Genomic DNA, 23,176 nt, shown 5'->3' with positions numbered 1-23,176 from the left:
AATATTAGGATTGTCAAGGTCAATCCTGGTCGGCAGCCCCCAATCAGTTAAATGTGAGGTCGGGCGAGGTAGGATTAGCTATGAAAATAATTATTTGAAATGTGAGTGCTAGTTATGGTTTGTCGCGTAAGTATCGCCCAAATTGCTGAAATTTTAACTGTACCTTTGCCTGCTGTGTCTGAGGGCATTTTGACAGCTTTAGGGACAGGTATTGCCACCGATACGCGCACTCTTAAGGGGGGCGAAATATTTTTGGCGCTGCGGGGAGACAATTTTGACGGCCATCAATTTGTGGCAAAAGCCCGGGATTTGGGGGCAATTGCAGCGATTGTCGATCGAGAGTGGCAAGAGGAAGTGCCTAATTTTCCGCTGTTGCACGTTGACGATACTTTAAAAGCTTATCAGTCGATCGCCCGTTGGTGGCGCGACCAATTCAGTATACCTGTAGTTGCTGTTACTGGTTCTGTAGGTAAAACTACTGTTAAAGAGTTAATTGCGGCGGTTTTGTCAACGAAGGGAAATGTTCTTAAAACTCAATATAACTATAACAATGAAATTGGCGTACCAAAAACTCTGCTGGAGCTTTCACCTTCCCACAATTATGCTGTAATTGAAATGGGAATGCGCGGGAGTGGCGAAATTGCGCTGCTGTCGCAAATTGCTAGTCCTACTGTTGCGGTAATTACTAATGTAGGAACGGCACATATCGGACGCTTGGGATCGGAAGAGGCGATCGCCCAAGCTAAGTGCGAACTTTTAGCCGAAATGCCTACAGATAGCATTGCTATTCTAAATCACGATGGTGACAGATTAATCGCAACAGCAGCTAAAGTTTGGCAGGGAAAAACTTTTACTTACGGTTTAGAAGGCGGGGATTTATGTGGGGAATTCCTCAATCATGATACAATGTTAGTAGAAGGTGTGGAATTCCCCCTGCCACTGCCGGGACGCCACAATGCTGTAAATTATTTGGCCGCTTTAGCGGTAGGAAAAGTTTTAGGTATTGATTGGGAAGTTTTAAAGCAAGGTTTGTCTGTGCAGTTACCGGAGGGACGGGCGCGCCGCTACGATTTGCCGCAGGACATTGTGATTCTGGATGAGACTTACAATGCTGGTTTGGAGTCGATGTTGGCAGCCCTGAGACTGTTAGCAGATACTCCCGGAAAGCGCCGGATTGCGGTGTTGGGAACGATGAAGGAATTGGGCGATAGGGCGATCGAATTTCACCGACAAGTGGGAAGGGCCGCGCGAGATTTGCATCTGGATGCTTTGTTTGTTTTTGCTGATTTTGAGGAAGCGGCGGCGATGGCGGCTGGTGCGGCGGGTTTGCCTTTTGTGGAGGTAGAAGATATTGCGAGGGAGAATTCCCGCGAAGATTTAGCAAGGCATTTAATGGAGTTTGTCACACCGGGCGATCGTATTTTATTTAAGGCTTCTCATTCGGTGGAGTTAAATCGAGCTGTGGAGAAGTTTCGCGCTGATTTGGCTGGCGAATAATATCCTGTCCGGGTCAATAATTATAATTAAGTTCGTAGTGAGGACTAAAGTCTTCCTAAAACTCGCTCGGAGTGAACTCCTCGCTACAAACTCATGTTTTACACGATATGATATTATCTCCAAAGTGCCTGAAGCGGAGCTATTCCGAAGGGAATCGCCCTGCTTCACTCCCCTGACTGAATTTGACTCCTCACCCACTCCCGGAACAAGCGAATTAAAGCATTTTCTTTTGTAGTTCTCCTCAATTCCAAAAAGCGCAGCATCTCAACTTGCGACAAAAAAGGAAAAGTCGGAGACACATCTCTTTCTCTATATTCCTGTGCTTCCAACTGATAAATTATTAAACGATTTCCGTCGTAGCGCCAAACTTCCGGTACGCCTAAACTTGCATATAAAGAAAGTCGATCGATGGAACTGCTAGTTACGTCAATTTCCACAACTAAATCTGGCGGCGGATCTTGATTGAGATCGATTTGTTCTTTATCCCAAACCACATCCTCATTTTCGATATAGTAGCACTGATCCGGTTCCAAACCGCGAGCCAAATCCTCCCGCCTGCAAGTTAGAGAACCCAAACTGCAAATTTCAACATTCAATTCATCACTCACGCTTTCTACAAAACGTCCCAAGATTTTTTTGTACTTTTCGTGGGGTGCTGATGGAGTCATAATTTCTAAGTTTCCGCGATCGTAAGTCAGGCGAATTCCTCCCTGTTCGGCTAACTCATTCAGCAGGGATTCGTAAGTTTTCCAGCTAATGTTTTTCAGGAGAATTCCGCTACTTTGACTCGGGATCAGGGTGGCTGTCATGGCTACCTGCCTGGGTTTTAAATTATTGATTGTATATTAGGAAACATTATATTGATTGATGCGCGATCGCCCTTTTAGAGAGACTTTTGAAGGGAGCATCTCTTTTGGATAGTAAAAAGCATTTGTGAGGAGTGCGAGCGGGACGTTGGCTAGGTTGTATATCCCTAGCGAGTTCTCACAGCGAGCACTCCTGCGAAAATAAAATTGGGATACTTCTATTGACCAACGTTAAAAACTAGATTTACCTAGTTTTTAACGTTGGTGATTGACTGCGACGAATCTATTCGTCGCAGTCAATACATTACTTCGCGGCGGCTTGACGCTCTTTTGCCGCCTTAATCACTTCTTCAGCGATGTTATTCGGACAAGGAGCATAGTGCGAGAAGGACATTGAGAACTGTCCGCGCCCAGAGGTCATAGTACGCAAATCGCTAATGTAACCAAACATTTCGCTCAACGGTACATCTGCCTTGATCCGCGCTCCTGTTTGTCCTGTCTCCTGAGATTTCATCATCCCCCGGCGGCGGTTGAGGTCGCCGATCACGTCGCCCATGTAATCATCTGGTGTGAATACATCGACATTCATAATCGGTTCGAGCAACTGAGGCCCCGCTTTCGGCAAAGACTGCCGATAAGCCGCTTTGGCAGCAATTTCAAAGGCCATTGCTGACGAGTCAACGGGGTGGAAACCGCCTTCTAGAAGCGTGAATTTCAAGTCTAGGCAGGGGAATCCGGCCAAGACGCCTTTGTCGATGCAGCTTTCAAAGCCTTTTTCGACCGCTGGCCAATATTCTCTCGGCACGCTACCACCGGTCACTTTTGACTCAAACTGGAAGCCGCTTCCAACCTCACCAGGCTCGATCACATAGCCGATTTTGGCAAATTGACCGGAACCACCTGATTGCTTTTTGTGGGTGTATTCGTCTTCGAGGCGCTTGGTAATCGACTCGCGGTAGGCTACCTGTGGTTCGCCGACTTCTACTTCGATGCCGTGGGTGCGCTTGAGAATGTCTACTTTGATGTCGAGGTGTAACTCGCCCATCCCCTTGAGAATCGTTTCGCCGCTTTCTTGATCCGTCACCATGTGGAAGGATGGATCTTCTTGCACCATCTTGGTGAGGGCTGCTCCCATTTTTTCTTCGCCGCCTTTTTGTTTCGGTTTGACCGAAATCGAAATAACGGGATCTGGGAATACCATCGGCTCTAGGGTGGCGGGATTTTTGGGGTCGCAGATGGTGTGTCCGGTGCGGACGTTTTTCATACCGACGATCGCCACAATGTCTCCTGCTTGCGCGGATTCAATTTCTTCGCGAGAGTTGGCGTGCATCTCCACCAAACGGCTGACGCGCTCGGTTTTGCCCGTGGCGGTGTTGAGTATGGTGTCGCCCTTGGACAGAGTACCGGAGTACAGGCGAGTGAATGTTAGAGCACCGTAGCGATCGTCCATGATCTTAAACGCGAGTGCCCGCAGTGGCCTGTTGGGATCGACTATCGCAAACTCGCCGGTTTCCTCGCCCTCGAGATCGACTTCTGGCTGCGGTGTGACTTCCATCGGGTTTGGCAGGTAGTCAACTACGGCATCGAGAACCAACTGCACGCCTTTGTTTTTAAACGATGAGCCGCAGTATGTGGGGAAAAATGCCCGATCGCGAGTACCTTTGCGAATGCAGCGCTTGAGGTCTTCGAGGCTCGGCTCGTTGCCTTCGAGATACTGTTCCATCACAGTGTCGTCTTGCTCGACGGCCAGTTCGATCAACTTTTCGCGCCAAGTTTCGACATCATCGACCATATCGGCGGGGACATCTTTAATTGTATAGTTCATCGGATCGCCCGAGTCATCCCAGATCCAGGCTTTGCGGGTCAGCAAATCGACTACGCCGCAAAACTTTTCTTCTATGCCGATCGGCAATACCATCACCATCGGTTTAGCTCCGAGGATTTTATCAACTTGCTTGACAACGCGGTAAAAATCTGCACCGGTGCGATCGAGCTTATTGATGTAGATGACGCGAGCGACTTTGGAATCGTTAGCGTAGCGCCAGTTGGTTTCAGATTGCGGTTCAACTCCACCCGAACCGCAGAACACACCAATGCCACCATCGAGAACCTTCAAAGAACGGTAAACCTCGATCGTAAAATCGACGTGTCCCGGAGTATCAATGATGTTGAGTTGATGCTCGTTCCAGAAGCAGGTGGTAGCAGCGGACTGAATCGTAATACCGCGCTCTTGCTCCTGTTCCATGAAGTCAGTAGTCGCCGCGCCTTCGTGAACTTCACCAATTTTGTGGATTTTACCTGTCAGCTTCAGGATTCTTTCTGTTGTGGTGGTCTTGCCAGCATCTACGTGGGCGAAGATGCCGATATTTCGATAACGAGTGAGATCTTTCATAATTACTGTTGAGATTAAATGCGACGAACCGTCGGCGACCACCTGCAAGCGTAACCAGCGAGGAATCAATGTTGCCTTAGGCGCCAGTACAGGCTAGATTTCCTTTCCCCTGTTTCTGGCAGAACTATCTTAATTTTGACACTTCTTCGTCAATCCTGCGAAGGATTCTTGGTGGAATAACTACCCCAAGCCTGGCTCCTCATAAAAATAGCGTAGATTAAGGCCAAAATCCTCTCCTAAAGTAGTTTGGGTTGAGGCACTCGTTTCTAACAAACTCGTGTTTTTGACGTTTCGATCGAGCTGATATTTGGCAGCAGTCTCAGCAAAAAAGTATAAACCGCGTTTCCTGACAAAAAACCTAGGGTTTTACGTGAGTTTAGGGGAACAAAACCGGTTTCTGACATTAGTGACATTAAATAAGTAGCTGCAAATAAACCGCCCTATGGGGAGGAGGACGGGTGAGTGCAGCAATAAACTGGCGGCTTTGATATATCTTTGCTTAACCCGCCACTACAAAATATTATTAAAAACCCCGTTGCTGCGTCCAAAACTATCTAAGTCAAAATCGACCCGCTCATCATCCGCTGATATCTCCGCTCCAATTCATCCCGCACCACCGGCCACTGATTCAAACTTTCATCATTCTCAATTACCATTTGAGCCGCCGCCCTCGCCAACTCCAAAACCTCCTGATCCTCCACCAAACTCGCCAAAGCAAAATCCGGCAAACCAGACTGCCTAGTTCCCAAAACCTGACCAGGCCCGCGCAATCTCATGTCCATTTCCGCAATAAAAAAGCCATCTTGAGATTGTTCTAAAACCTTCATTCTCTGCATGGCTTCCGCCGTTTTGGAACCGGGCATTAACAAACAATAAGAACGGTTGCTGCCCCGACCGACTCGACCCCGCAACTGGTGCAGTTGCGAAAGTCCAAAACGCTCAGAATTTTCAATTAGCATTACCGTGGCATTCGGCACGTCTACTCCCACCTCGACCACAGTAGTAGATACTAAAATATCAGTTTCTTTGTCTCGAAACTTAGTAATTGCTTCATCTTTGTCGGCACTGCTCATCCTACCGTGGAGCAAACCCACCTTAAACTCAGGAAATACACTTTTTTCAAGTTTCTCTTTTTCCTCAATTGCCGATCGCACGTCCAACTTTTCCGACTCCTCCACTAGCGGCAGCACCACATAAACTTGACGCCCGCTAGCCACTTCCCGCCGAATCAAATCGTAAGCTTGAATGCGTTCTTTTGCAGACAGTACAGTGGTTTGAATTGCCTGCCTACCGGGGGGAAGTTCATCAATCTGACTCACATCTAAATCCCCGTGCAGCGTCAGCGCCAGCGTCCGGGGAATGGGAGTTGCAGTCATTGTCAAAACGTGAGGGGCTTCGCCTTTTTGCTGCAATTTAGCACGCTGCTGCACGCCGAATCTGTGCTGTTCATCAATTACCGCCAAGCCCAATTTATGGAAATTAACTGTATCTTGAATCAGCGCGTGAGTTCCCACTAAAACAGGCAATTCTCCGGTTTCTAATTGGTTGTGAATTTCCCGGCGCTTGGCTATTTTTGTGGAACCAGTTAACAGTTCCACAGACAAGTGCATCAAGTTAAACCAACCTACCAATTTGCGATAGTGCTGTTCTGCTAAAACTTCTGTCGGTGCCATTAAAGCGGCTTGATAGCCGGATTGAATTGCTGCTAGCATTGCCACGACGGCGACTACGGTTTTGCCGGCGCCCACATCGCCTTGAACTAATCTGTTCATCGGTTGCGACGAAGCTAAATCGTTGAGGATGTCGTTAATTACTCTTTCCTGAGCATTAGTCAAGGCAAAAGGCAAGATTTCATAAAAATGTTCGATCAATTTGCCAGTAGGAAGGATGACTGCACTAGCTTGAGCTTTCCTTTGGGTTTGGCGGCGCTTTAAAAGTCCTAATTGCAGGTAGAAAAATTCGTCAAAGACTAAGCGGCGGCGGGCGGCGGCCAAACAATCTCGATCGAGCGGAAAGTGAATATTAGTTACGGCATCGGCTAAACCCATTAAACCGTAACGCTCGCGCAAATCTTCCGGTAGGGATTCTGGCAACATTTTTGCCGCCGGCATTGCAGCCAAAATCGATCGCCTCACCGAACCAGCATCGACCCCCTCCGTCAGCGGATAAACTGGTATCAGGCGACCGACTTTCATCGATTCGATCGCACCGCCGGAGTCGTCTAATACTTCTAACTCAGGATTTTCTAAAGTAATTCCATATTTACCCTGCTTCACCAACCCAGAAGCTGCTAGCACCGCACCTGTACAATACTCGCGCTTCTTGAATTCTTGCCAACCGCGATTGCTGTAGCGAGGGCCTGCAAAAAAACGACTAATTTTTATTTCTCCGGTGCGGTCTTTTAAAATTACTTCTAATATGGTTAACTTCTTATTTTTCGGACTAGAAAAGCAATTGCAGCGCTTTACTTCAGCGATTAAAGTGACAGTTTCCCCGGCTACTAGCTCGCGAATTTGTACTTGCTTTGCATAGTCGATGTGGTTGCGGGGATAGTAGTAAAGCAAGTCATATACAGTGTATAAACCCAGTTTTGCCAAGCGGTTGCCGTTGGCGGGGCCGATGCCGGTGACGCGGGTTAACTGTTGGTCGAGAGTCAGGCTGGGCGGTGGGGGTGCTGTACTCAGGGGTACTGTTCGGGGAACGGAAACTGCTGGGGCGGTTGGTTCAGAAGCGTTAGCGTTTGCGGGTCTGACTTGTGCTGCTTGTTCTTGCTGGTGGCGAGTTTCTTGTTCCCAAACTTGCTCCATTTGCCTCAAAAAACTGACCGTAATGGCGATCGAATGTTGGCGCTGTTCGAGATCTTTCTGAGGGTAGGTGTCAAATTCAGCGGCTAGGTGTCTAGCTCGATCGCGCGAAGAAGCCGCCACCGAACCTGCCAACTGTCTCAAACTCATGCCCAGAAACTCGCTGAAGCGGTATTGACTGCCTTGGATGTCGTTAAATCCGCGATCGGCTTCTACTGAAAGAGCTTTTTGCAATCGCTGCCATTCGGGTCGATCGATAGTCATATCAATTTTAGATTTTAGATTTTAGATTTTAGATTTTAGATTTTAACTTTTTAAATTTTAACTTTTTAAATTTTAACTTTTTCTTTTAAGAAGCTTCCACCAAAAAAGTATAACACCGAGAAACCCGCTTTCTTAAAGAAACCGGGTTTCCCAATAGCCTAAAAGTTTTACGTTTTTCCTTCTTCCCTCTTCCTTCTTCCTTCTTCCCTCTTCCTTCTTCCTTCTTCCCTCTTCCTTCTTCCTTCTTCCCTCTTCCTTCTTCCTTCAACGTCCGATCAATCTTCAAACCAACTCGATCGCCAAGCCGACTCAGCCTCCACCACAGCGAGTTCCCGCTGCTTTTTCTGGTAATCGCGGCCCAGGGAGTTCAACTTTACAGACAGGTTACGAATTTGCTGGCGCCAAGCCGAGGTTCCCGCATCGGCAAACTCTATTTCCGACAGCCGCAGTTTAATCGCTGTAATGTGCAGCGCCCTACTACCCAAGGTTTCTGCCAATTTTTGCGATGCTGATGAGGCATCAGTTTCAATGATTAAGTTTAATAAGTTAGGCGGCCCGGCAACACTATCGCCGGAGGATTCAGCACCAGAAGCAGCTTCTAGAACCGGTTCTGGCAATTGACTCGGCAAGATTCCCGACTGTTGCAGCAAGCGGTTGGTGTCGCGAGAAAGCAGCTTGAGTATATGGACGATCGACTTTTCAATAATATTTTGCCAGCGTGCCAAACTTTCTGGGGAATTGGCACTTGGCAATTGATAATTTGCCAATGAAAATAGATAGTTAATCGCGGAAACTTGGTTTTTTTCCTTTTGGTCTTCTTCCTTTTCGTCTTCTTCGTCTTCCTCTTCTTCCTCTTCGTCTTTGTCGAAGTCGTCTTCCTCTTCCTCTTCCTCTTCCTCTTCCTCTTCCTCTTCCTCTTTCTCGGCTTCTGATTCAGTCACCAGCGATCGCAATTTTTCCTCCGACGCCGCAGCCAAAGCCCTTACAGACTGCTGCATTTTTTGCCTCCCCTCGAAGGACAATTTGAGAAACGACTCCGGTACTGCTTGAGTGCAAAGGTGATAGCAAGCCAAAATTAACTGCTGCCGCACCGCTTGTCCCAACGCAGTTAAATAACCTTCGTAGGTACTGCGAAACTCCAAAGTCAAGGCTGCTAAAGCCTCTTCGAGTCCTGCCAAATCTTGCTCTATTCGCTCTTTTGGTCGCACCATATCTCTCGTATAAAATTAAAAATAGGACTTACGCAAGTTTTAAAGTATTACAATTTTTACGCTATCTGTCTGTAGTAGCAAGGTTTGCAGTCTACCTCCTACAAATATAGTCTGTCCATACGTCCTGTAAAAATTAAAAATTAAAAATGCAAAAAATTGATTTTTCACATTTTTAATTTTTAATTTTTAATCTTAATTTGGGATTATTGAGCACCCATTTGGGCTGCCACTTCATCGGCAAAGTTAGCTTCTACCTTTTCAATGCCTTCGCCCAAGACAAAACGCACGAAGCGGCGCACTTGGACATTTTCTCCAATTTGGGCGATCGTTTGTTTCACCAACTCTTCCACCGAGATATTCTGATCTTTAATAAAAGGCTGATCCATTAAAGATAACTCTTTCATGCGCTTCTCAATCCGCCCTTGAACAATCTTTTCTTTGATGTTTTCCGGCTTGTTGCCCAAGTCATCTTTGCCCATTTCAATTGCCTTTTCTCTTTCGACAACTTCGGCGGGGATATCTTCAACTTTCACGTATTCCACATTCGGGCAAGCTGCAATTTGCATCGCAATATCCCGCACCAACTTTTGGAATTCTTCGCGACGTGCCACAAAATCTGTTTCGCAGTTAACTTCCACCAGCACTCCCACGCGGCCGCCGGTGTGAATGTAGCTGCCTACAAGTCCTTCTGAGGCGACTCGTCCACCTTTTTTACCTGCCGAAGCCAGACCTTTTTTCCGCAGCCACTCAATGGATGTTTCCATATTGCCTTCGTTTTCAACGAGGGCTTTTTTGCAGTCCATCATGCCCGCGCCAGTTTTTTCGCGCAGTTCTTTAACAAGTTTTGCAGATATGTCCGCCATCTTCTTTAAGTTCCCAATCAAAATTAGTTATTAGTCATTAGTCATCAGTCATTAGTCATCAGTCATTAGTCACTAATTTTAATGTTAATGATTAGACCAGAGTGAAGAAATACCCAGTCGATTTTAGTACCGACTTTGTAGGTGTAGCGCCAGAATTAATTCGGGCCCTGACACAATGAATGCTTTTGCCAGAACTCTACTAATGACTTAGACTCGTGCTATGTACAATTAAAAATTAAAAATATCCAACTAAAAATAATAATTATTTTTAATTTTCAATCTTTAATTTTTAATTGCCTGGTGTCAGATTCCGAGGGCAATACTAGCTCTCGGTTTCTTCGCCGTCAGCGTCAGCGGCGTCGTCGGGATCTACATAATCGGGGTCATCCAATTCTTCGATTTCGACATCATATTCCGCGCCTTCGTAGCCACCTTCGTAGTCGTAGTCTTCCTCAGAGTCACCGCCCTGCTGACCGTGACGACCTTCGTAGATGGCATCAGCCAACTTGCCGACAATCAGCTTGATCGATCGAATAGCATCGTCATTCGCCGGAATCGCAATGTCAACCAAATCCGGGTCGCAGTTGGTATCCAACAGAGAGACGATCGGAATTCCCAACTTTTGGCATTCCAACACCGCATTATACTCGCGGCGTTGGTCTACCAGCACCACTCCGTCGGGAATCTTCCGCATAGATTTAATCCCGCCCAGATATTTCTGGAGTTTTGCCATTTCTCGGCGCAGTACCGAAGCTTCTTTTTTCGGCAGCAAATCGAGGGCGCCGATTTCCTCGCGGCGCTCCAAATCCTTGAGGCGCTCCACGCGGGACTTAATCGTCGTCCAGTTGGTGAGCATTCCCCCCAGCCAGCGCTGGTTGACGTAATAAGCACCGCAGCGTTGAGCTTCTTGGGCTACAATCCCTGCAGCTTGGCGCTTCGTACCCACGAACAAAAACTTTTTGCCTTTTTCTGAGGCAACTCTCATGTACTCGTAGGCGTCTTCCATAAGCTGAGCGGTTTGCACGAGGTCGATGATGTGAACCCCGTTGCGCTCTGTAAAAATGTATGGAGACATTTTCGGGTTCCACCGACGGGTTTGGTGTCCGAAGTGAACCCCTGACTCTAACATTTGAGCCAAACTGACTACTGGCATTGTATTTTTAACTCCTGATTCGGGTTAATCCTCCACCCGGTCGTATTTCTGAAGGTTTGCGCCCTCGAAACACCCGAAAACCCGGATGTGCGAATTTAAACAACTTTTCTAGTTTATCACAGCGCGCGCTACTTTTTCTGAAAATTTGATATCCGTAGGGTTGGCTTGACACCCGGAGGTGAGATTGAGGGCGCGGGTTGGGTGCGGGGTGTGCAGGCTGCGGTTAAAGTTAGTTGCAAGCGCTTCTTAAAAACGAAAAATCCAGATGGGAGGTTGCCAAAGCCTTTGTTGGCTTGTGAGAGAATGGCGTTGTTGGTGCGCCTCTTGTGCCTTCTACCTTCGATCGAGCTGGTATCGATTTTTTTCGATCGGCAATTCAGTCAGCTTTAGTACACTGCCCTCTCGATCCGCAAAAATCCCCAAGCTAAAAACGCCATGCCCATACCCATTCTCGTCCTGCTTGAAGTTCTAATTGTCATCGCACTTTCGAGACTTGTAGGTTTAGGATTTCGAGCGATCAAACAACCTCAAGTCATTGGAGAAATTGTAGCAGGAATTATGCTTGGGCCTTCTCTGTTTGGCTTAGTTGCACCAGATTTAGCAACAGCACTTTTTCCAGCCGAAGCCGTTCCATTCCTCAACGTGCTATCTGAGGTGGGGCTAATATTTTTCATGTTTTTGATTGGTTTGGAACTGAATCCCAAGTATCTCAAAAGCAATTTAGATATAGCGATTTTAACTTCCCACGTCAGCATTCTAGTGCCGTTTTCCCTGGGAAGCTTGCTAGCGCTGCTGCTGTATCCCATAGTTTCAAATAATAGCGTTTCCTTTACCGCCTTTGCTTTGTTTTTGGGCGCTGCGATGTCTATTACGGCCTTTCCGGTACTGGCAAGAATTATTACAGAACACAATTTGCAGAATACCAAATTGGGGACGCTGGCCTTGACTTGCGCTGCGGTAGATGACGTAACGGCTTGGTGTTTGTTAGCGGTGGCGATCGCAGTTACTCGTACTAATTCCATGCTCGGTGCTTTGCCGACAATTATTGCATCTTTAATTTACATCGGTTTCATGCTGACTGTAGTCCGCTGGTTCTTGCAGCGGCTTTCCAAACACTACAACCGCACGGGTAGATTAACACAGTTAGTGCTGTCGGGAATTTACATGGGAGTTGTAGCTTCTGCCTTAATTACTGAATTGATCGGCATTCATTTAATTTTCGGTGCCTTTTTGCTGGGTGCTGCCATGCCTAAAAATGCGGGATTAACCAGAGAATTAGCCGAAAAAACCGAAGACTTTGTACTAATATTTCTGCTGCCAATCTTTTTTGCTTACAGCGGCTTGCGGACTCAAATCGGCTTGCTCAACAGCCCCGAATTGTGGCTGCTGTGCGCCGCAGTTTTAGGAGTAGCAATTGTCGGCAAATACGTCGGCACTTACGTGGCGGCCCGAGTCTGTGGCATCAGCAACCGCGAATCTTCAGCGCTGGGATGGCTGATGAATACTCGCGGTTTGACTGAACTAATTGTCCTGAATATCGGTCTTTCCCTAGGTGTAGTTTCGCCGCTGCTATTTACGATGTTAGTTATCATGGCTTTAGTGACAACTTTTATGACTTCGCCGCTGTTGGAGTGGACTTATCCAAAACGGTTAATTAGATTAGATATTTCAGAAGTTAACTCTGAGGATTCAGAATTAGAAGATTTACAAATTGGTGACAGCAGCGAAGAAGCTGCTAACAAATTGCTGCCCACTTATCGAATTTTAGTACCTGTTGCCAATCCCAGCACGCAGAAAGGTTTACTGCGACTAGCAGTAGCGCTGGCGCAGCCTGCTGCTGGTATGGGCGGTGATGATTTAAAGTCGGCGGCGGTTCATCCTCTGAGTTTGATAGAATTAAATGATGACTATGCCTTTGAAAGTACGCCTGTGGAAGCCGATCGCATTATTCAAGAGCGTCGCTCGAAATTATCAGAGTTGATTGATAGCTTGGAACTGCCCGAGGCGAGAAAATTCGTACATCCCATCATTCGCGTTACTAATGATGTAGCCCGGGAAACGGCGCAAATTGCGGAAATAGATCGCGCAGATTTGATTTTAGTAGGATGGCACAGGCCTACTTTTACCAGCAACCGTTTGGGAGGACGTGTCGGTCAAATTCTCAGCAACGCAAAGGTGGATGTAGCAATTTTTGTTGACAGAGGCCGGGACAAATTGAATAACTTGTTAGTACCTTACGCGGCAAACATTCACGATGATTTGGGGTTAGAATTGGCGCTGAGACTGTTAGTTAATAGCGAGGAACGCCGTTTGACGGTGCTGCGGGTGGCGGTTGACGGGGAATCTGGAAATGAGCTGAGTTACGAGTTTCAGCGGGTGATGGATCAGTTACCAGTTGAGGTGCGATCGCGCATTGAAACTCCGATTGTGGAGGCGGCTGAGCCAATTCAAGCACTGGTTGCGGCTTCTGCTAATGCTGATTTGACTATTGCGGGTACGAGTCGGGAGTGGGGAATTGAGCGCCAAACTTTGGGACAGTATACTGATGAATTGGCTGTGCAGTGTCATTCTTCGCTGCTGATTGCGCGGTGTTACGTTAAAGTGCGATCGCACTTGGCATCGGTACTTCCTCAAATGTAGTCAGTTGACTGTTGACTGTTGGCAGTTGTTATTAGTTATTGGTTATTGGTTATTTGTTAGTTAGTACCAATGCCCAATTCCCAAGGCCCAATTCCCAATTCCCAATTCCCAATTCCCAATTATTAATTACCAAGATGATGAATCATTTAAGCCTCAAATCGCTGGCATTTTACGGGGTTGCGATCGGCTCAGTTGCACTGCTGTTTAAAGTAGTAACTGCTTATGGGGAAGCAAATTTAAAGGCTCCTCCGGCAATTGCAGGAAATTATCGCTTCGATCCTAAAAGTTTGCCCGAATGTCTGGAATCTGATGTTTTGGTGTTGACAATCGAGCAATCGGGTGTTTATTTGAGCGGTAATTTGCGATCGGGGAGCAGCGAGGGCAGGGAAAAAACAGCCGAGGAGAAACCTTCTCTATTTGGTAAGTGGGAAACTCAAGGATTGAACTTGTCGGGTGCGGTTGCTAATTTAGCTGGTTGCAGCGACTCCACAGCAACCGGTCAAAACAGTTCTGTTAAAATGCGTGGAATTGTGGAGCAAGAAAGCCTCAAAGGAAAAATTAGTCTAACTGATAAGGCGGCGGCTACTGATTTTACGGCTCAAAGAGAAGCGGCGGTGCAACCCCAGAAGCAGGAACATTGATTGATCCCAATAGAGAATAAGAAATGGGAAATGGGTAATTATTTGTCGCTTTTCGACTCTCCCCTTCTCCCCTAACGAAGCAAGGAATCACAAAGCTCCGGCGACGTGGGTGGGGAGTGGCAGATCAAACTCCCGCTGGAGCTCGCCTGTGACGGTCGGTTGCTGCTAAATTAGAAAATATGCCTAAAAGTCAATGATAAAAATAAAGTATCCCAGAGAAGTTCTTGGTTGAGAATTTGTCTTGCTCAAGACCCCCCGTGCCCGTATAGTTTGTTTGGAATGGATGTTGCCGTGATATTAATGCCGTCAGAAACTTCGCTTACCCAGTCAAACCCGTTAATTTTAGACAGTTTGCCAGACTTGTCGCCTTCCGATGGGGGATGTCCCCGCCGAGCCAGATTACAAATTGACTTGATGTTGCTGGCGATCGAAGCCTTGTATCTCGGAGGTGCCGAAGAAATGCTGGCCGTGTCAAAGGAACTGGAATTGGAATCAATTATCAAAAATCGGGTTGCCCTTTGGCTGATGCGTAATACTAACCCGCTGAGACGCTACACGCAGCGCCGCTCGCTTACCATGGTGGAGGCAAAAGCGCTGGTGGCGATCGCCTGCAATATGGCGCGTAAGTTAACCGCCACAATTCGCCAGTTGCTGCTAGACTCGCAGCAGTTGCGATCGAGAAATATCCCCCTCAACCAGAACCTGGCACTGGCCGAGTATTTAGAACGCTTTCGAGCACACTTTCGATCGCGCATGAACCCCAAGCGATCGGTAGTTGCAGCTTACGATTCCGACGACAAGCTCAACGAACTAGCTTTGAACTTGTTGAGCAAACTGCTATTTTGTACAGGCACAGCCGGAATGCAGCGCTTCTGGGTTAGCCTGTTTGATGGAGAAGTTGAATAAAAAATGACTATTAGGCGTCAGTACAGTCTGCCAAATTGCACCCTAGTTCTAGAAGGGTTGAGCGATGGATCGGCAGCCAGCCAGTTAGATATACGGCCGGTGCTTTCCATACTAATGAGCGCTGAATGCTATGTGAAAGGTCTCGGCGAGCCCCTGACGGGGGGGCGGGAGTTTTTTGAAAGCTTGGTGAGGGCCGTCAGCAGCTACGCTCAAGAATTTATGAGCGGAGTGCATTATCCCGATCGCTACGGCCCGAATGTGGGTATGGTGCAGTTACACAGAATTGACGGGAATTTGCACCGATTGACCGTTCTACCCGCCTCCACAGGCAGCCCAACCCCAATCGATCAAAAAACAGAACTGTCGGCAAAAGTTGATTTGACGACGGTACAGCTATTTGACTTGGTAGAGGCGATCGATCAGTTTTTTGCCGACACGCAGACGCTGCCGGAATTGTCGCTGCAATTAACCCCAATTTCCAAGCGTTACGTCAAGTCGGCCGAACCTTTGGCGAAGCGGAGTTTGCCTGCTGTCGTGGGGGTGTCGAGTTTGGCTTTGGCTGCGATGGCGTTTTTCTTGGTGCCGGTGCCGGAAGTCCAGCGCCAGAGAGATCCGGTGCCACAGCCCAATCCAGCGGGCCAGAATCAAGGGACGCCGAATCCGGGCGGATCGGGTTCGCCTAATCCCAATCCCACGCCCCCTGCGGACGGTTTGGTGCCTGGGACTCAAACTCCGAACGCTGAATCGATTTCGCCGACTCCGAGTCCCGCGCCGCAGTCGGACGCTTCACCAAGCCCCACACCGCAGTCGGACGATTCACCTAGCGCCACACCGCAGTCGAACACTTCGCCGGAAAGCACGCCCAGTCCTGTTGCTGAAGGTTTGGCAAGCCCTGAGGCAGCAGCCGTGCCAATTACCGATTCAGGAGAAATTGAGCTGTTGAGGGGCAAACTTTCCCAGCAAATTGACGGAGCTGTGAAGAATCAGCCTCCGGATGCGGAGTTGGTTTATCGCGTGAGTGTGGCCCAAGACGGGGCGATTGTCGGTTACAAGCCGGAAAATTCGGCAGCAGTCGAGAGATCCGAAACGCCGTTGTCGGAGTTGCTTTACAAACCGGTTGGCACCAGGCCACCTGCGGAACCGCTGGCTGATTTCCGCGTAGTTTGGGCACCAGATGGCACTGTTCAAGTCACTCCTTGGTAATGGTTGATTGTTGACTGTTAACGGTTAACTGTTGACTGTTAACGGTTGACTGTTGACTGTTGACTGATACCAAATCCCGCTTAAATGCTCCCTCAATCTCTTAGTCTGCGGAGGCAGGCTTTGTTTTTCTAGTAGCGATTTCAATGGCCGAATCATCTACAAACCGATTGCTGATTCAAAGCCCTGTTGGTGCGATTGGCTCAATGTTTGGGTCAAACCCTCCAACTTGATTTGTGCGAATTATCCACAAAAATGCTCCCTGTTTTAAGAAAATTTTGGCTATTTCATCTTGGGTGCGCCTGGGCAGCATTGTTCGGTAACTAATAGCAGCTTTTATCAGGTTCACTATACCGACAAAAAAGGTTTTTTTCAGTTCCGCATCAATCCCCGCCAATCTTGCATTTTTCCGCCAATCTGGACGGACAATGCCGAGGGGCATTAATACTTTTTCTAAACTCTCTCCTAAAGCTACTAACTGGTGAAACCTTTGGGTTTGTGCGTCGGTGGGATGTGTTTTCAACCAGTCTTGAATCTGAGGATTTGACTCTATTTCGGAAGTAATTTTTTTAATTGTGGCGTAAATTGCCTGACTTGAATCTTGGACGCAAGAAGTTGCTGGGGTGACTAAACTTGCGCCGGTGCCGTCTCCGCTGCGGTAACGGGCCATCATGATATCTAGTTGCTGGTTTAATTCGGTTAAAGGCGACAAGGTGATGCCGTCAAAATCGTAGTCGCAACACACGCAATCTAATTTACAGATGATATCGCAAACCGGGCGATCGCCCAACCAGCCGCGCTGCAAGTCTCCCATGTAGCTTTGCCATTTGCTGGAACCGGCAACAATTCCGTCGGGATTATGGGCGTAAACTTGTTTGTATTCTATGTCAAAACGCAGTTCGCTGGTAAAGCGATCGCGCACTACTTTTGCTACTCCCAAAGCAAAATGTCCGGTGACAATCCCCAGCGGTGGCCGTTCGCCTTTTTTGCCGCCGATACCGCCGAAACTGTGAATCACTATCCCGATATCTCCTTCTTGCCAAGGAGAGATTGAATCGTTTTCTGTAGCCTCATTTGGGGTTAACAATACTCTTTTTGCTTGCCCTTTTTGGGCTGGTGTATTTTCCCAATTTTTGTAGTTTAAATAAGCGAGAGATTTTTTGAGGCCGAAATGTGTTTCATCTGGTGTTAATTGGGCAATTTTGCGGGGTTCGATTGCGTGCACTACAAATATACTGTCTTCGTCTCTTTCGCCGTAAATGTACCAGCCGTCTGGATTTAAGGGGGATTGGTCGATCAGGTGATTGGTAGACCTCGCTACGCCATTTTTGTCGGGTGGTACTTGGGGAATCCGAATAATTTCGGCGGCGCCGTCAAATTGTTGAGATGTTTTGTTGAAATGCCGGACAATAAATTTGTCGCTGTCGGGTTCTTTTCGCTGTAAAATTGATACTAAGGCGCAGAAACGTCCGATAATTTGTACTGGTTCGCGATCGATCGTGAGTTCCTGGCGATCGCTGCTGCTATAATTAATTGCAATCACCGGCCTGCGTAGCATCACAGTCACGCTGTCTTCGAGTCTGCTGCCTGCTAGAGTTTCTAAAGGGCTGACATTTCGCCAGCCGTTCAATCTATCTGGATGGATATTGCCAGATTTTTTACTATTTTTAGCCTGTTTTGTGAATTTGAGATCTTGGGTTACTGCGTGGACAAAAAACTGTACTTGGCGATTTGTACTCCATTTCAAAAAGGCTGTTTTGCCAATGAAATATTGATATTTTTTGGGTGCATTTATCACTTCAAAATACACTGAACCGTAGGGCTGGCGTTCTTCCTTTGACGGCAAAATTAAGCGCCCGTGCCAAAGAGCGATCGGCTTGTAGAGGTAGGCAACTGCTGCTGGATTTTCACAGATTATCTCCGGCTCAAGCGCTTCTGAAATATCGCTTTTGCCTCCAAAAATAGTAGCCGTTAAATTGCCGTCACTTTCTACGAATCGGGGTTCTAAAAAAACCTTTTCAGGTTGTGGAATATTAGCGGTTAAAGAGCCAGTATTTTTTTTAAACGAACGTCTAAAAAAAAGGCGAGTGTTTTCCAATTTTCCATGCAACCAATTGAGAAAAAGGCGAATAAAAATAAATGCTGTTAAACCAAAAACAACAGCTAAAATAATCAGCCCCAGGGTCAAAATGAATTGGTTTAAAGACTGACCTGACACTAAAAAAATTGTTGACCCGATCAAAGAGAATACCGCCATAATATCTAAAAACGAGTTTTAGGTTCGATCCAGTCTGTGCTGGCTTGACTGCCGAAAACTAGGGGTTTGTCCTCGGTGACTGCTACCGTTTGCCCTGTCATATCAACGGCACAAAGAGGCCAAGATCGATCGCCCAAATTGCCGGCGCGGAACAGAACTTTTCCGGGACAAACTTGACTCCAACCCAACAATACAGCATGAGTGTAAAGACTGCGAGCGGGAGCAACGGTATAAGTGTAATTATCATTTTTGTCCCAAATGACACCGTAGTCGGACATATCGGAAGAGTTGAAAAGTGCTTCAAATTCGCGGGCGAGAATGCGGGAACCGTCTTGATTCCAAGAAACAGGCACTAAAATGGCGATCGTCCCGGACATATCTGTATCATCGCTAGCATACATCCCACTTTCTGCCAGTGGCGAAGCAGCCGCCACTGTTTGCAGTTCCCCGGTTTTGAGATTTTCCACAAACATGACACTGCTAACCCGACACCGGGAGAATTCCGGCTGCACTTGCAACTCAATTCGACTGTAAGCTGCGTATTGGCCGTTAGTTGAAACTAGGGATGGACTGCGATAATAGCGGAGGCCTGTGCCGGCAGTGGAACTCACTTTAGCATGAGTGGCAGTAATCCATTCCCAAGGAACGGGATAAGGGCTATTTAAAGGGTCAGTCATCGGTTTTTTTTCCAAAAGTTTTACTGAATTATCCAACAGATTCAGGGTGGCACGCAACGGACTAGAAACCTGCTTTCTGCCTCGATGCTTCGCCACTAAACCCCAGATTTATAGAAACCGGGTTTCTTTTTTAGATCTTAGATGGGAGGGCACATCTCAAATCTCAAATCTCAAATTTCCAATCGGATAGGTAAGATAGTATCGAAATTAATCTGGTATGTACACCGAGAGGGATGAAATATGACGCGATCTTTTAAGCAAAAACCTTCAATCCCCCCCACTCGCGTCTCCAAGTCGCGGGGAAAAGGTTTGCTTGTACTGTCACTGATTTTTCGACTGCTGCTGCTGGGGGTGGGCAGCGGTTTTGCGTGGGTTTTGGGGATGACGATCGCTCAAATTTATCCGTCAGGCGCGACGGAGATGCCGCTGGCAGAGAGATTGCTGCGTGTAACTCAAAATTTGACCTCCAGCCCGAAACGCGCCCCAGCAACGCCAATTCCGGCGCTTCCGCCACCAAGCGCTACACCGACTCCCCAGTCCAAAGTCAGTCCTGCCCAGAGAGAGAAATTGCAGTCGGATTTGAGACAGTTGCAGGGTGAACTCAACGCGCTGATTGGTCGCACGGCGGCTTTGGAGAGTCAGTTGGGCAGCAGTCGCCCGACGGAAACTTTGGAAAAGCGTTTGCAGTTGATGTCGCGGGAATTGGCGGCGCCGGAAACGGCGGCAAGTCTGGCCCCTGCTTTACCTGCGATCGGCAGCAGCCCGAGTCTGAACCCTGAAACGGTGAATACTACGCCACAGAATGCCAATAATCCGGTGTTTGGGGGGGATGGGCTGATGGTGACTCTACCCAGCGATGTTTTGTTTGATACTGGCAGCATTTCTTTGCGCGCGGGAACTAATGCGATTTTGGACAATTTGGTGGCGGAGTTGGGCAATCACGAGGGGGCAACTGTGCGCGTTGCGGGCCACACTGACGACGCGGGGGAAGCGGGGGACAATCGCAATGTGTCGTTTGCGCGGGCTCAGGCTGTGGTGCAGTATTTGTCTGGTGTGCTAGGTCAGAAGTATCATTGGGTGGCGATCGGCTATGGGGAAAGTCGCCCTTCGGTGGATAATAGTTCTGATGCTAATCGGCAGCGCAACCGTCGCATTGAAGTGGCAATTAATCCTTAGTTTTTAGCGATCGGTAATCAGTCATCAGTCATTAGACTTATTGCATAAATATTTTGATTGAGAGGGGAACAGCAGAGGCAAAGCAGAAGCATTTCAAGATTGTTTGGGAAGGCTAAAATTCAAGTCTAGTCTTTAGTTAATAGTGCGAGATTAAGATATGGTGAGTGTTTTTTTTGCAATTTCTTAAGCTCGCACTGCACTTTCAAGCATATTATGCTGATGCCAACAGAAACGATATAAATTAAATATTTCAATTCCCCTCTCCCTATAGCCCCATTTCGGAAGCATTTCATATTTGTAAAAACACTTCTTCTGGCTCCTTCCTTCTGACTCCTTCCTTCTGACTCTTTCCTCCTGGCTCCTAACTCCTAACTCCAATTTGGGGCTTGGCTGCTTTCATTGAGATGCTCCCCCATTTCCCCATCTTCCCCGCTATCACGCCGAAGGTGTAAGAGGTGGCAAGTCAGAATTATTTTTAGCCCGATCTATTGCCTCTCGATGTTCGCTCCTAAGTTTTGGTTTTAAATACAAGTTTTCAATCAAAGCTGCCACTCCCGCAAACCAAGGCGGCACAATTACAGCTCCAATAATTCCTAATACTTGAACCCCTCCCAAGACAGACAGCAATTGATATAAAGGATGCACACCAACCGATGAACCAACCAGCAAAGGATCGAGTACGTAAGTTTCTAAATTCTGGATTATTACAAATAACAGTAATACCCACAAAAGTACCCAGCCACCTTTAGCTAATGCTACGATTAATGCTGGTACTGCTCCCAACACGGGGCCGATGAAGGGAATCAAGTTGGTAACACCTGCGATCGCACCCAAGCCTAAAGCAAATTCCGGCATTCCCAAAATGCTCAAACCTGTGGTAATAAATATCCCTAAAATGCCCGAAACTAACACTCGCCCGCGAATATAACTCCCCATTCTTTGACCGATTGGCGCGGCTTGTGCGGCTAATCTTGCGTCCCAAGGTTTTGGGAAAAACTGCACCAAACTTTTGATTAATGTGTCGCTGTCGGCAACCATGTAACCTGAAATAAATAATGCTAAAACTAGGCTGAAGACCCCGCCTAGGATGCCTCTCGTTAAACTGTACGATCGCAAAACCAGTTGTTGGCTCGATCGAATCAGCCAATTAGTCAGCGATTGAGTGTCCACCAACTGACCCACCAAGGTTGGGGCATCGTCGGTTAGGCGACTCAATAAATTAGTTGCCACAGTTCGCAAACTTTCGACATAAACTGGTAACTGCCGCAGCAGTAACTCTATTTGTTCGATGACCGTGGGCCCGATTAACACTACCGTCCCGCTAAATCCGCCGATGAGAGTTAAATAAACCATAATCACCGCCAGCCAGCGCGGAACCCGCATGGTTTGGGCCCAATTAACGATCGGGACGATCGAAGCAGCCAGCACGACTGATATCATTAGAATTACTAGCAGGCTCCGCAATTGCCACAGCAGCACTAGCAGCAACGACGATGCTACAATTAGCAGCAAGTTAGGTAAAGAAATGGTAATCCGCTGTTCTGACATGATTAAGTAATCAAGGTTTGTATTGGCGCTTATGTCATCCCGCAGGGCGGGTTTATTTATCTTCTCATTTACCAAATATATGTCGGGTAAAACCCGCACCTACTCATCTTATAATAAAAAGTAACATCGGTTCAAAAAATAATATGCAACCCCCATATTCAACCCAACATTTCTCCACTATTTCGTCTATAAAGTCACCAACGCTGTTTTACGAATGGCAAAATTATCGCTGTGCTTATGAAGTTTATAACCCAACTACTGCGACAGAAGATAGCATCCCTTTGTTATTAATTCATCCGATAGGAGTTGGCTTGTCAAGAATCTTTTGGCATAGATTTTGTGAGAGTTGGTACAAAGCAGGTAACACCAACCCGATTTACAATCCCGACCTTTTGGGCTGCGGCGATTGCGAAATGCCCGCTGTGGCTTGCTATCCAGACGATTGGGCCGCACAGTTGCAGTATTTCTTGGAAACTGTAGTCAAAAAACCTGCGATCGTACTCGTGCAAGGTGCTTTACTGTCTGTAGGCTTGGCTTTAGCAAAAATGCAGCAGGAAAGCGGCTCAAATTTAATTCGCGGCTTAGTCCTCGCGGGGCCTCCCGCTTGGGGGGTGATGAACAAACATTCGACAGAAAGACAGCAACGGATTGTCTGGAACTTGTTAAATTCTCCCTTGGGAAACGCTTTTTACCGCTACGCCAGACGCGCTGACTTTTTGCGTTCTTTTTCAGTGAAACAACTGTTTGGCGATGCGGCAAAAGTGGACAGCGAATGGTTGGATGCTTTGCAGGCTGGCGCGGCCAATCCTGACAGCAGACACGCGGTTTTCTCGTTTTTAGCGGGGTTTTGGCGCCAGGATTACAGCGGTACGATTCAAAAGTTCGATCGACCTGCACTCATTGTGATGGGAGAAAAAGCCTCAAGCATCAGTCAAGCGGGTAAAGAAGAGAAACCCGATGAAAGATTAGCGCAATATTTAGCTCATTTTCCCAATGCGGAAGGTTTATTAATGCCGGGGCGGAATGTTTTGCCCTATGAATCCACCGCAGAATTTGTCGTGGCTGTTGCGGAGTTTGTGAATGGGAGTTTTTAACCGCAGATATCAGCAGATGAACACAGATGAACGCGGATGGAATTTCA

General features: G+C 47.4%; 17 protein-coding genes. 7 read left to right on the top strand and 10 right to left on the bottom strand.

Annotated features, from left to right (window positions below; all coding sequences use genetic code 11):
• Positions 1-114: 114 nt before the first annotated feature.
• On the top strand, positions 115-1,497 hold the full coding sequence (locus QUB14_RS01605; protein ID WP_333214426.1) for a UDP-N-acetylmuramoyl-tripeptide--D-alanyl-D-alanine ligase: 1,383 nt from the start codon (positions 115-117) through the stop codon (positions 1,495-1,497).
• Positions 1,498-1,661: 164 nt separating this feature from the next.
• On the opposite strand, the gene QUB14_RS01600 is transcribed toward QUB14_RS01605, so the two are convergent.
• The 7 genes from QUB14_RS01600 to rpsB form a co-directional block, all read right to left on the bottom strand.
• The gene (locus tag QUB14_RS01600; protein ID WP_333214424.1) at positions 1,662-2,306 is read right to left on the bottom strand and encodes a Uma2 family endonuclease; all 645 of its coding nucleotides are present in this window, start codon (positions 2,304-2,306) and stop codon (positions 1,662-1,664) included.
• Positions 2,307-2,607: 301 nt separating this feature from the next.
• Positions 2,608-4,695 (bottom strand): elongation factor G, encoded by a 2,088-nt coding sequence (fusA, locus tag QUB14_RS01595; RefSeq protein ID WP_333214422.1) that lies wholly within the window; start codon positions 4,693-4,695, stop codon positions 2,608-2,610.
• 554 nt (positions 4,696-5,249) lie between these two features.
• Positions 5,250-7,763 (bottom strand): ATP-dependent DNA helicase RecG, encoded by a 2,514-nt coding sequence (gene recG, locus QUB14_RS01590; RefSeq protein WP_333214420.1) that lies wholly within the window; start codon positions 7,761-7,763, stop codon positions 5,250-5,252.
• Positions 7,764-7,848: 85 nt separating this feature from the next.
• Complete coding sequence (locus tag QUB14_RS01585; protein ID WP_333214418.1) at positions 7,849-8,049, bottom strand: hypothetical protein; 201 nt, start codon at positions 8,047-8,049, stop codon at positions 7,849-7,851.
• The gene (locus tag QUB14_RS01580; RefSeq protein WP_190658471.1) at positions 8,039-8,974 is read right to left on the bottom strand and encodes a hypothetical protein; all 936 of its coding nucleotides are present in this window, start codon (positions 8,972-8,974) and stop codon (positions 8,039-8,041) included. Before QUB14_RS01580 ends, QUB14_RS01585 begins: the two co-directional genes overlap by 11 nt.
• A 203-nt stretch (positions 8,975-9,177) precedes the next feature.
• A complete protein-coding gene (gene tsf, locus QUB14_RS01575; RefSeq protein ID WP_190658473.1) occupies positions 9,178-9,837 on the bottom strand; it encodes a translation elongation factor Ts in 660 nt (219 codons plus the stop codon).
• Between the two features lie 322 nt (positions 9,838-10,159).
• Positions 10,160-10,990, bottom strand: a complete 831-nt coding sequence (gene rpsB / locus QUB14_RS01570) for a 30S ribosomal protein S2 (RefSeq protein WP_006635115.1) — start codon at positions 10,988-10,990, stop codon at positions 10,160-10,162.
• Positions 10,991-11,425: 435 nt separating this feature from the next.
• Between rpsB and QUB14_RS01565 the strand changes: the two genes are divergently transcribed.
• From QUB14_RS01565 to QUB14_RS01550, 4 genes are all read left to right on the top strand, one after another.
• Positions 11,426-13,630, top strand: a complete 2,205-nt coding sequence (locus QUB14_RS01565) for a cation:proton antiporter domain-containing protein (RefSeq protein WP_333214415.1) — start codon at positions 11,426-11,428, stop codon at positions 13,628-13,630.
• Between the two features lie 134 nt (positions 13,631-13,764).
• Positions 13,765-14,271 carry a hypothetical protein gene (locus tag QUB14_RS01560; RefSeq protein ID WP_333214413.1) on the top strand — a complete coding sequence of 169 codons (507 nt, stop codon included), beginning with the start codon at positions 13,765-13,767 and terminating at the stop codon, positions 14,269-14,271.
• A 279-nt stretch (positions 14,272-14,550) separates the two neighbouring features.
• Positions 14,551-15,177, top strand: coding sequence for a DUF3038 domain-containing protein (locus QUB14_RS01555; RefSeq protein WP_333214411.1), 627 nt, complete (start codon positions 14,551-14,553; stop codon positions 15,175-15,177).
• Positions 15,178-15,180: 3 nt separating this feature from the next.
• The gene (locus QUB14_RS01550) at positions 15,181-16,380 is read left to right on the top strand and encodes a DUF4335 domain-containing protein (RefSeq protein WP_333214409.1); all 1,200 of its coding nucleotides are present in this window, start codon (positions 15,181-15,183) and stop codon (positions 16,378-16,380) included.
• Positions 16,381-16,555: 175 nt separating this feature from the next.
• Here the strand turns inward: QUB14_RS01550 and QUB14_RS01545 are convergent, their stop codons facing one another.
• A complete protein-coding gene (locus QUB14_RS01545; protein ID WP_333214407.1) occupies positions 16,556-18,595 on the bottom strand; it encodes an abortive infection protein in 2,040 nt (679 codons plus the stop codon).
• 44 nt (positions 18,596-18,639) lie between these two features.
• Positions 18,640-19,311: a hypothetical protein gene (locus QUB14_RS01540; protein ID WP_190658483.1), complete on the bottom strand. Its 672-nt coding sequence runs from the start codon at positions 19,309-19,311 to the stop codon at positions 18,640-18,642.
• 240 nt (positions 19,312-19,551) lie between these two features.
• Here QUB14_RS01540 and QUB14_RS01535 point away from each other — a divergent pair, with 240 nt between their 5' ends.
• Positions 19,552-20,487: an OmpA family protein gene (locus QUB14_RS01535; RefSeq protein ID WP_333214404.1), complete on the top strand. Its 936-nt coding sequence runs from the start codon at positions 19,552-19,554 to the stop codon at positions 20,485-20,487.
• A gap of 435 nt (positions 20,488-20,922) precedes the next feature.
• Here QUB14_RS01535 and QUB14_RS01530 read toward each other — a convergent pair whose 3' ends face one another.
• Entirely contained in the window at positions 20,923-22,035 is a 1,113-nt protein-coding gene (locus QUB14_RS01530) for an AI-2E family transporter (RefSeq protein WP_333214402.1), read from the bottom strand.
• Positions 22,036-22,178: 143 nt separating this feature from the next.
• On the opposite strand from QUB14_RS01530, the gene QUB14_RS01525 reads away from it, so the two are divergent.
• Positions 22,179-23,129, top strand: a complete 951-nt coding sequence (locus QUB14_RS01525; protein WP_333214400.1) for an alpha/beta fold hydrolase — start codon at positions 22,179-22,181, stop codon at positions 23,127-23,129.
• Positions 23,130-23,176: the final 47 nt, after the last annotated feature.

This window comes from Microcoleus sp. B3-D2 (assembly GCF_036705345.1).
In the GTDB taxonomy this organism is placed as follows: domain Bacteria; phylum Cyanobacteriota; class Cyanobacteriia; order Cyanobacteriales; family Microcoleaceae; genus Microcoleus.
This window is presented reverse-complemented; position numbering and strand designations above follow the sequence as displayed.

Bases quoted from the DNA above. Each gene is read 5' to 3' on its own strand.
- QUB14_RS01605 (WP_333214426.1), top strand. From the start codon at position 115: ATGGTTTGTCGCGTAAGTATCGCCCAAATTGCTGAAATTTTAACTGTA.
- QUB14_RS01600 (WP_333214424.1), bottom strand. From the start codon at position 2,306: ATGACAGCCACCCTGATCCCGAGTCAAAGTAGCGGAATTCTCCTGAAA.
- fusA (WP_333214422.1), bottom strand. From the start codon at position 4,695: ATGAAAGATCTCACTCGTTATCGAAATATCGGCATCTTCGCCCACGTA.
- recG (WP_333214420.1), bottom strand. From the start codon at position 7,763: ATGACTATCGATCGACCCGAATGGCAGCGATTGCAAAAAGCTCTTTCA.
- QUB14_RS01580 (WP_190658471.1), bottom strand. From the start codon at position 8,974: ATGGTGCGACCAAAAGAGCGAATAGAGCAAGATTTGGCAGGACTCGAA.
- tsf (WP_190658473.1), bottom strand. From the start codon at position 9,837: ATGGCGGACATATCTGCAAAACTTGTTAAAGAACTGCGCGAAAAAACT.
- rpsB (WP_006635115.1), bottom strand. From the start codon at position 10,990: ATGCCAGTAGTCAGTTTGGCTCAAATGTTAGAGTCAGGGGTTCACTTC.
- QUB14_RS01565 (WP_333214415.1), top strand. From the start codon at position 11,426: ATGCCCATACCCATTCTCGTCCTGCTTGAAGTTCTAATTGTCATCGCA.
- QUB14_RS01560 (WP_333214413.1), top strand. From the start codon at position 13,765: ATGATGAATCATTTAAGCCTCAAATCGCTGGCATTTTACGGGGTTGCG.
- QUB14_RS01555 (WP_333214411.1), top strand. From the start codon at position 14,551: ATGGATGTTGCCGTGATATTAATGCCGTCAGAAACTTCGCTTACCCAG.
- QUB14_RS01550 (WP_333214409.1), top strand. From the start codon at position 15,181: ATGACTATTAGGCGTCAGTACAGTCTGCCAAATTGCACCCTAGTTCTA.
- QUB14_RS01540 (WP_190658483.1), bottom strand. From the start codon at position 19,311: ATGACTGACCCTTTAAATAGCCCTTATCCCGTTCCTTGGGAATGGATT.
- QUB14_RS01535 (WP_333214404.1), top strand. From the start codon at position 19,552: ATGACGCGATCTTTTAAGCAAAAACCTTCAATCCCCCCCACTCGCGTC.
- QUB14_RS01530 (WP_333214402.1), bottom strand. From the start codon at position 22,035: ATGTCAGAACAGCGGATTACCATTTCTTTACCTAACTTGCTGCTAATT.
- QUB14_RS01525 (WP_333214400.1), top strand. From the start codon at position 22,179: ATGCAACCCCCATATTCAACCCAACATTTCTCCACTATTTCGTCTATA.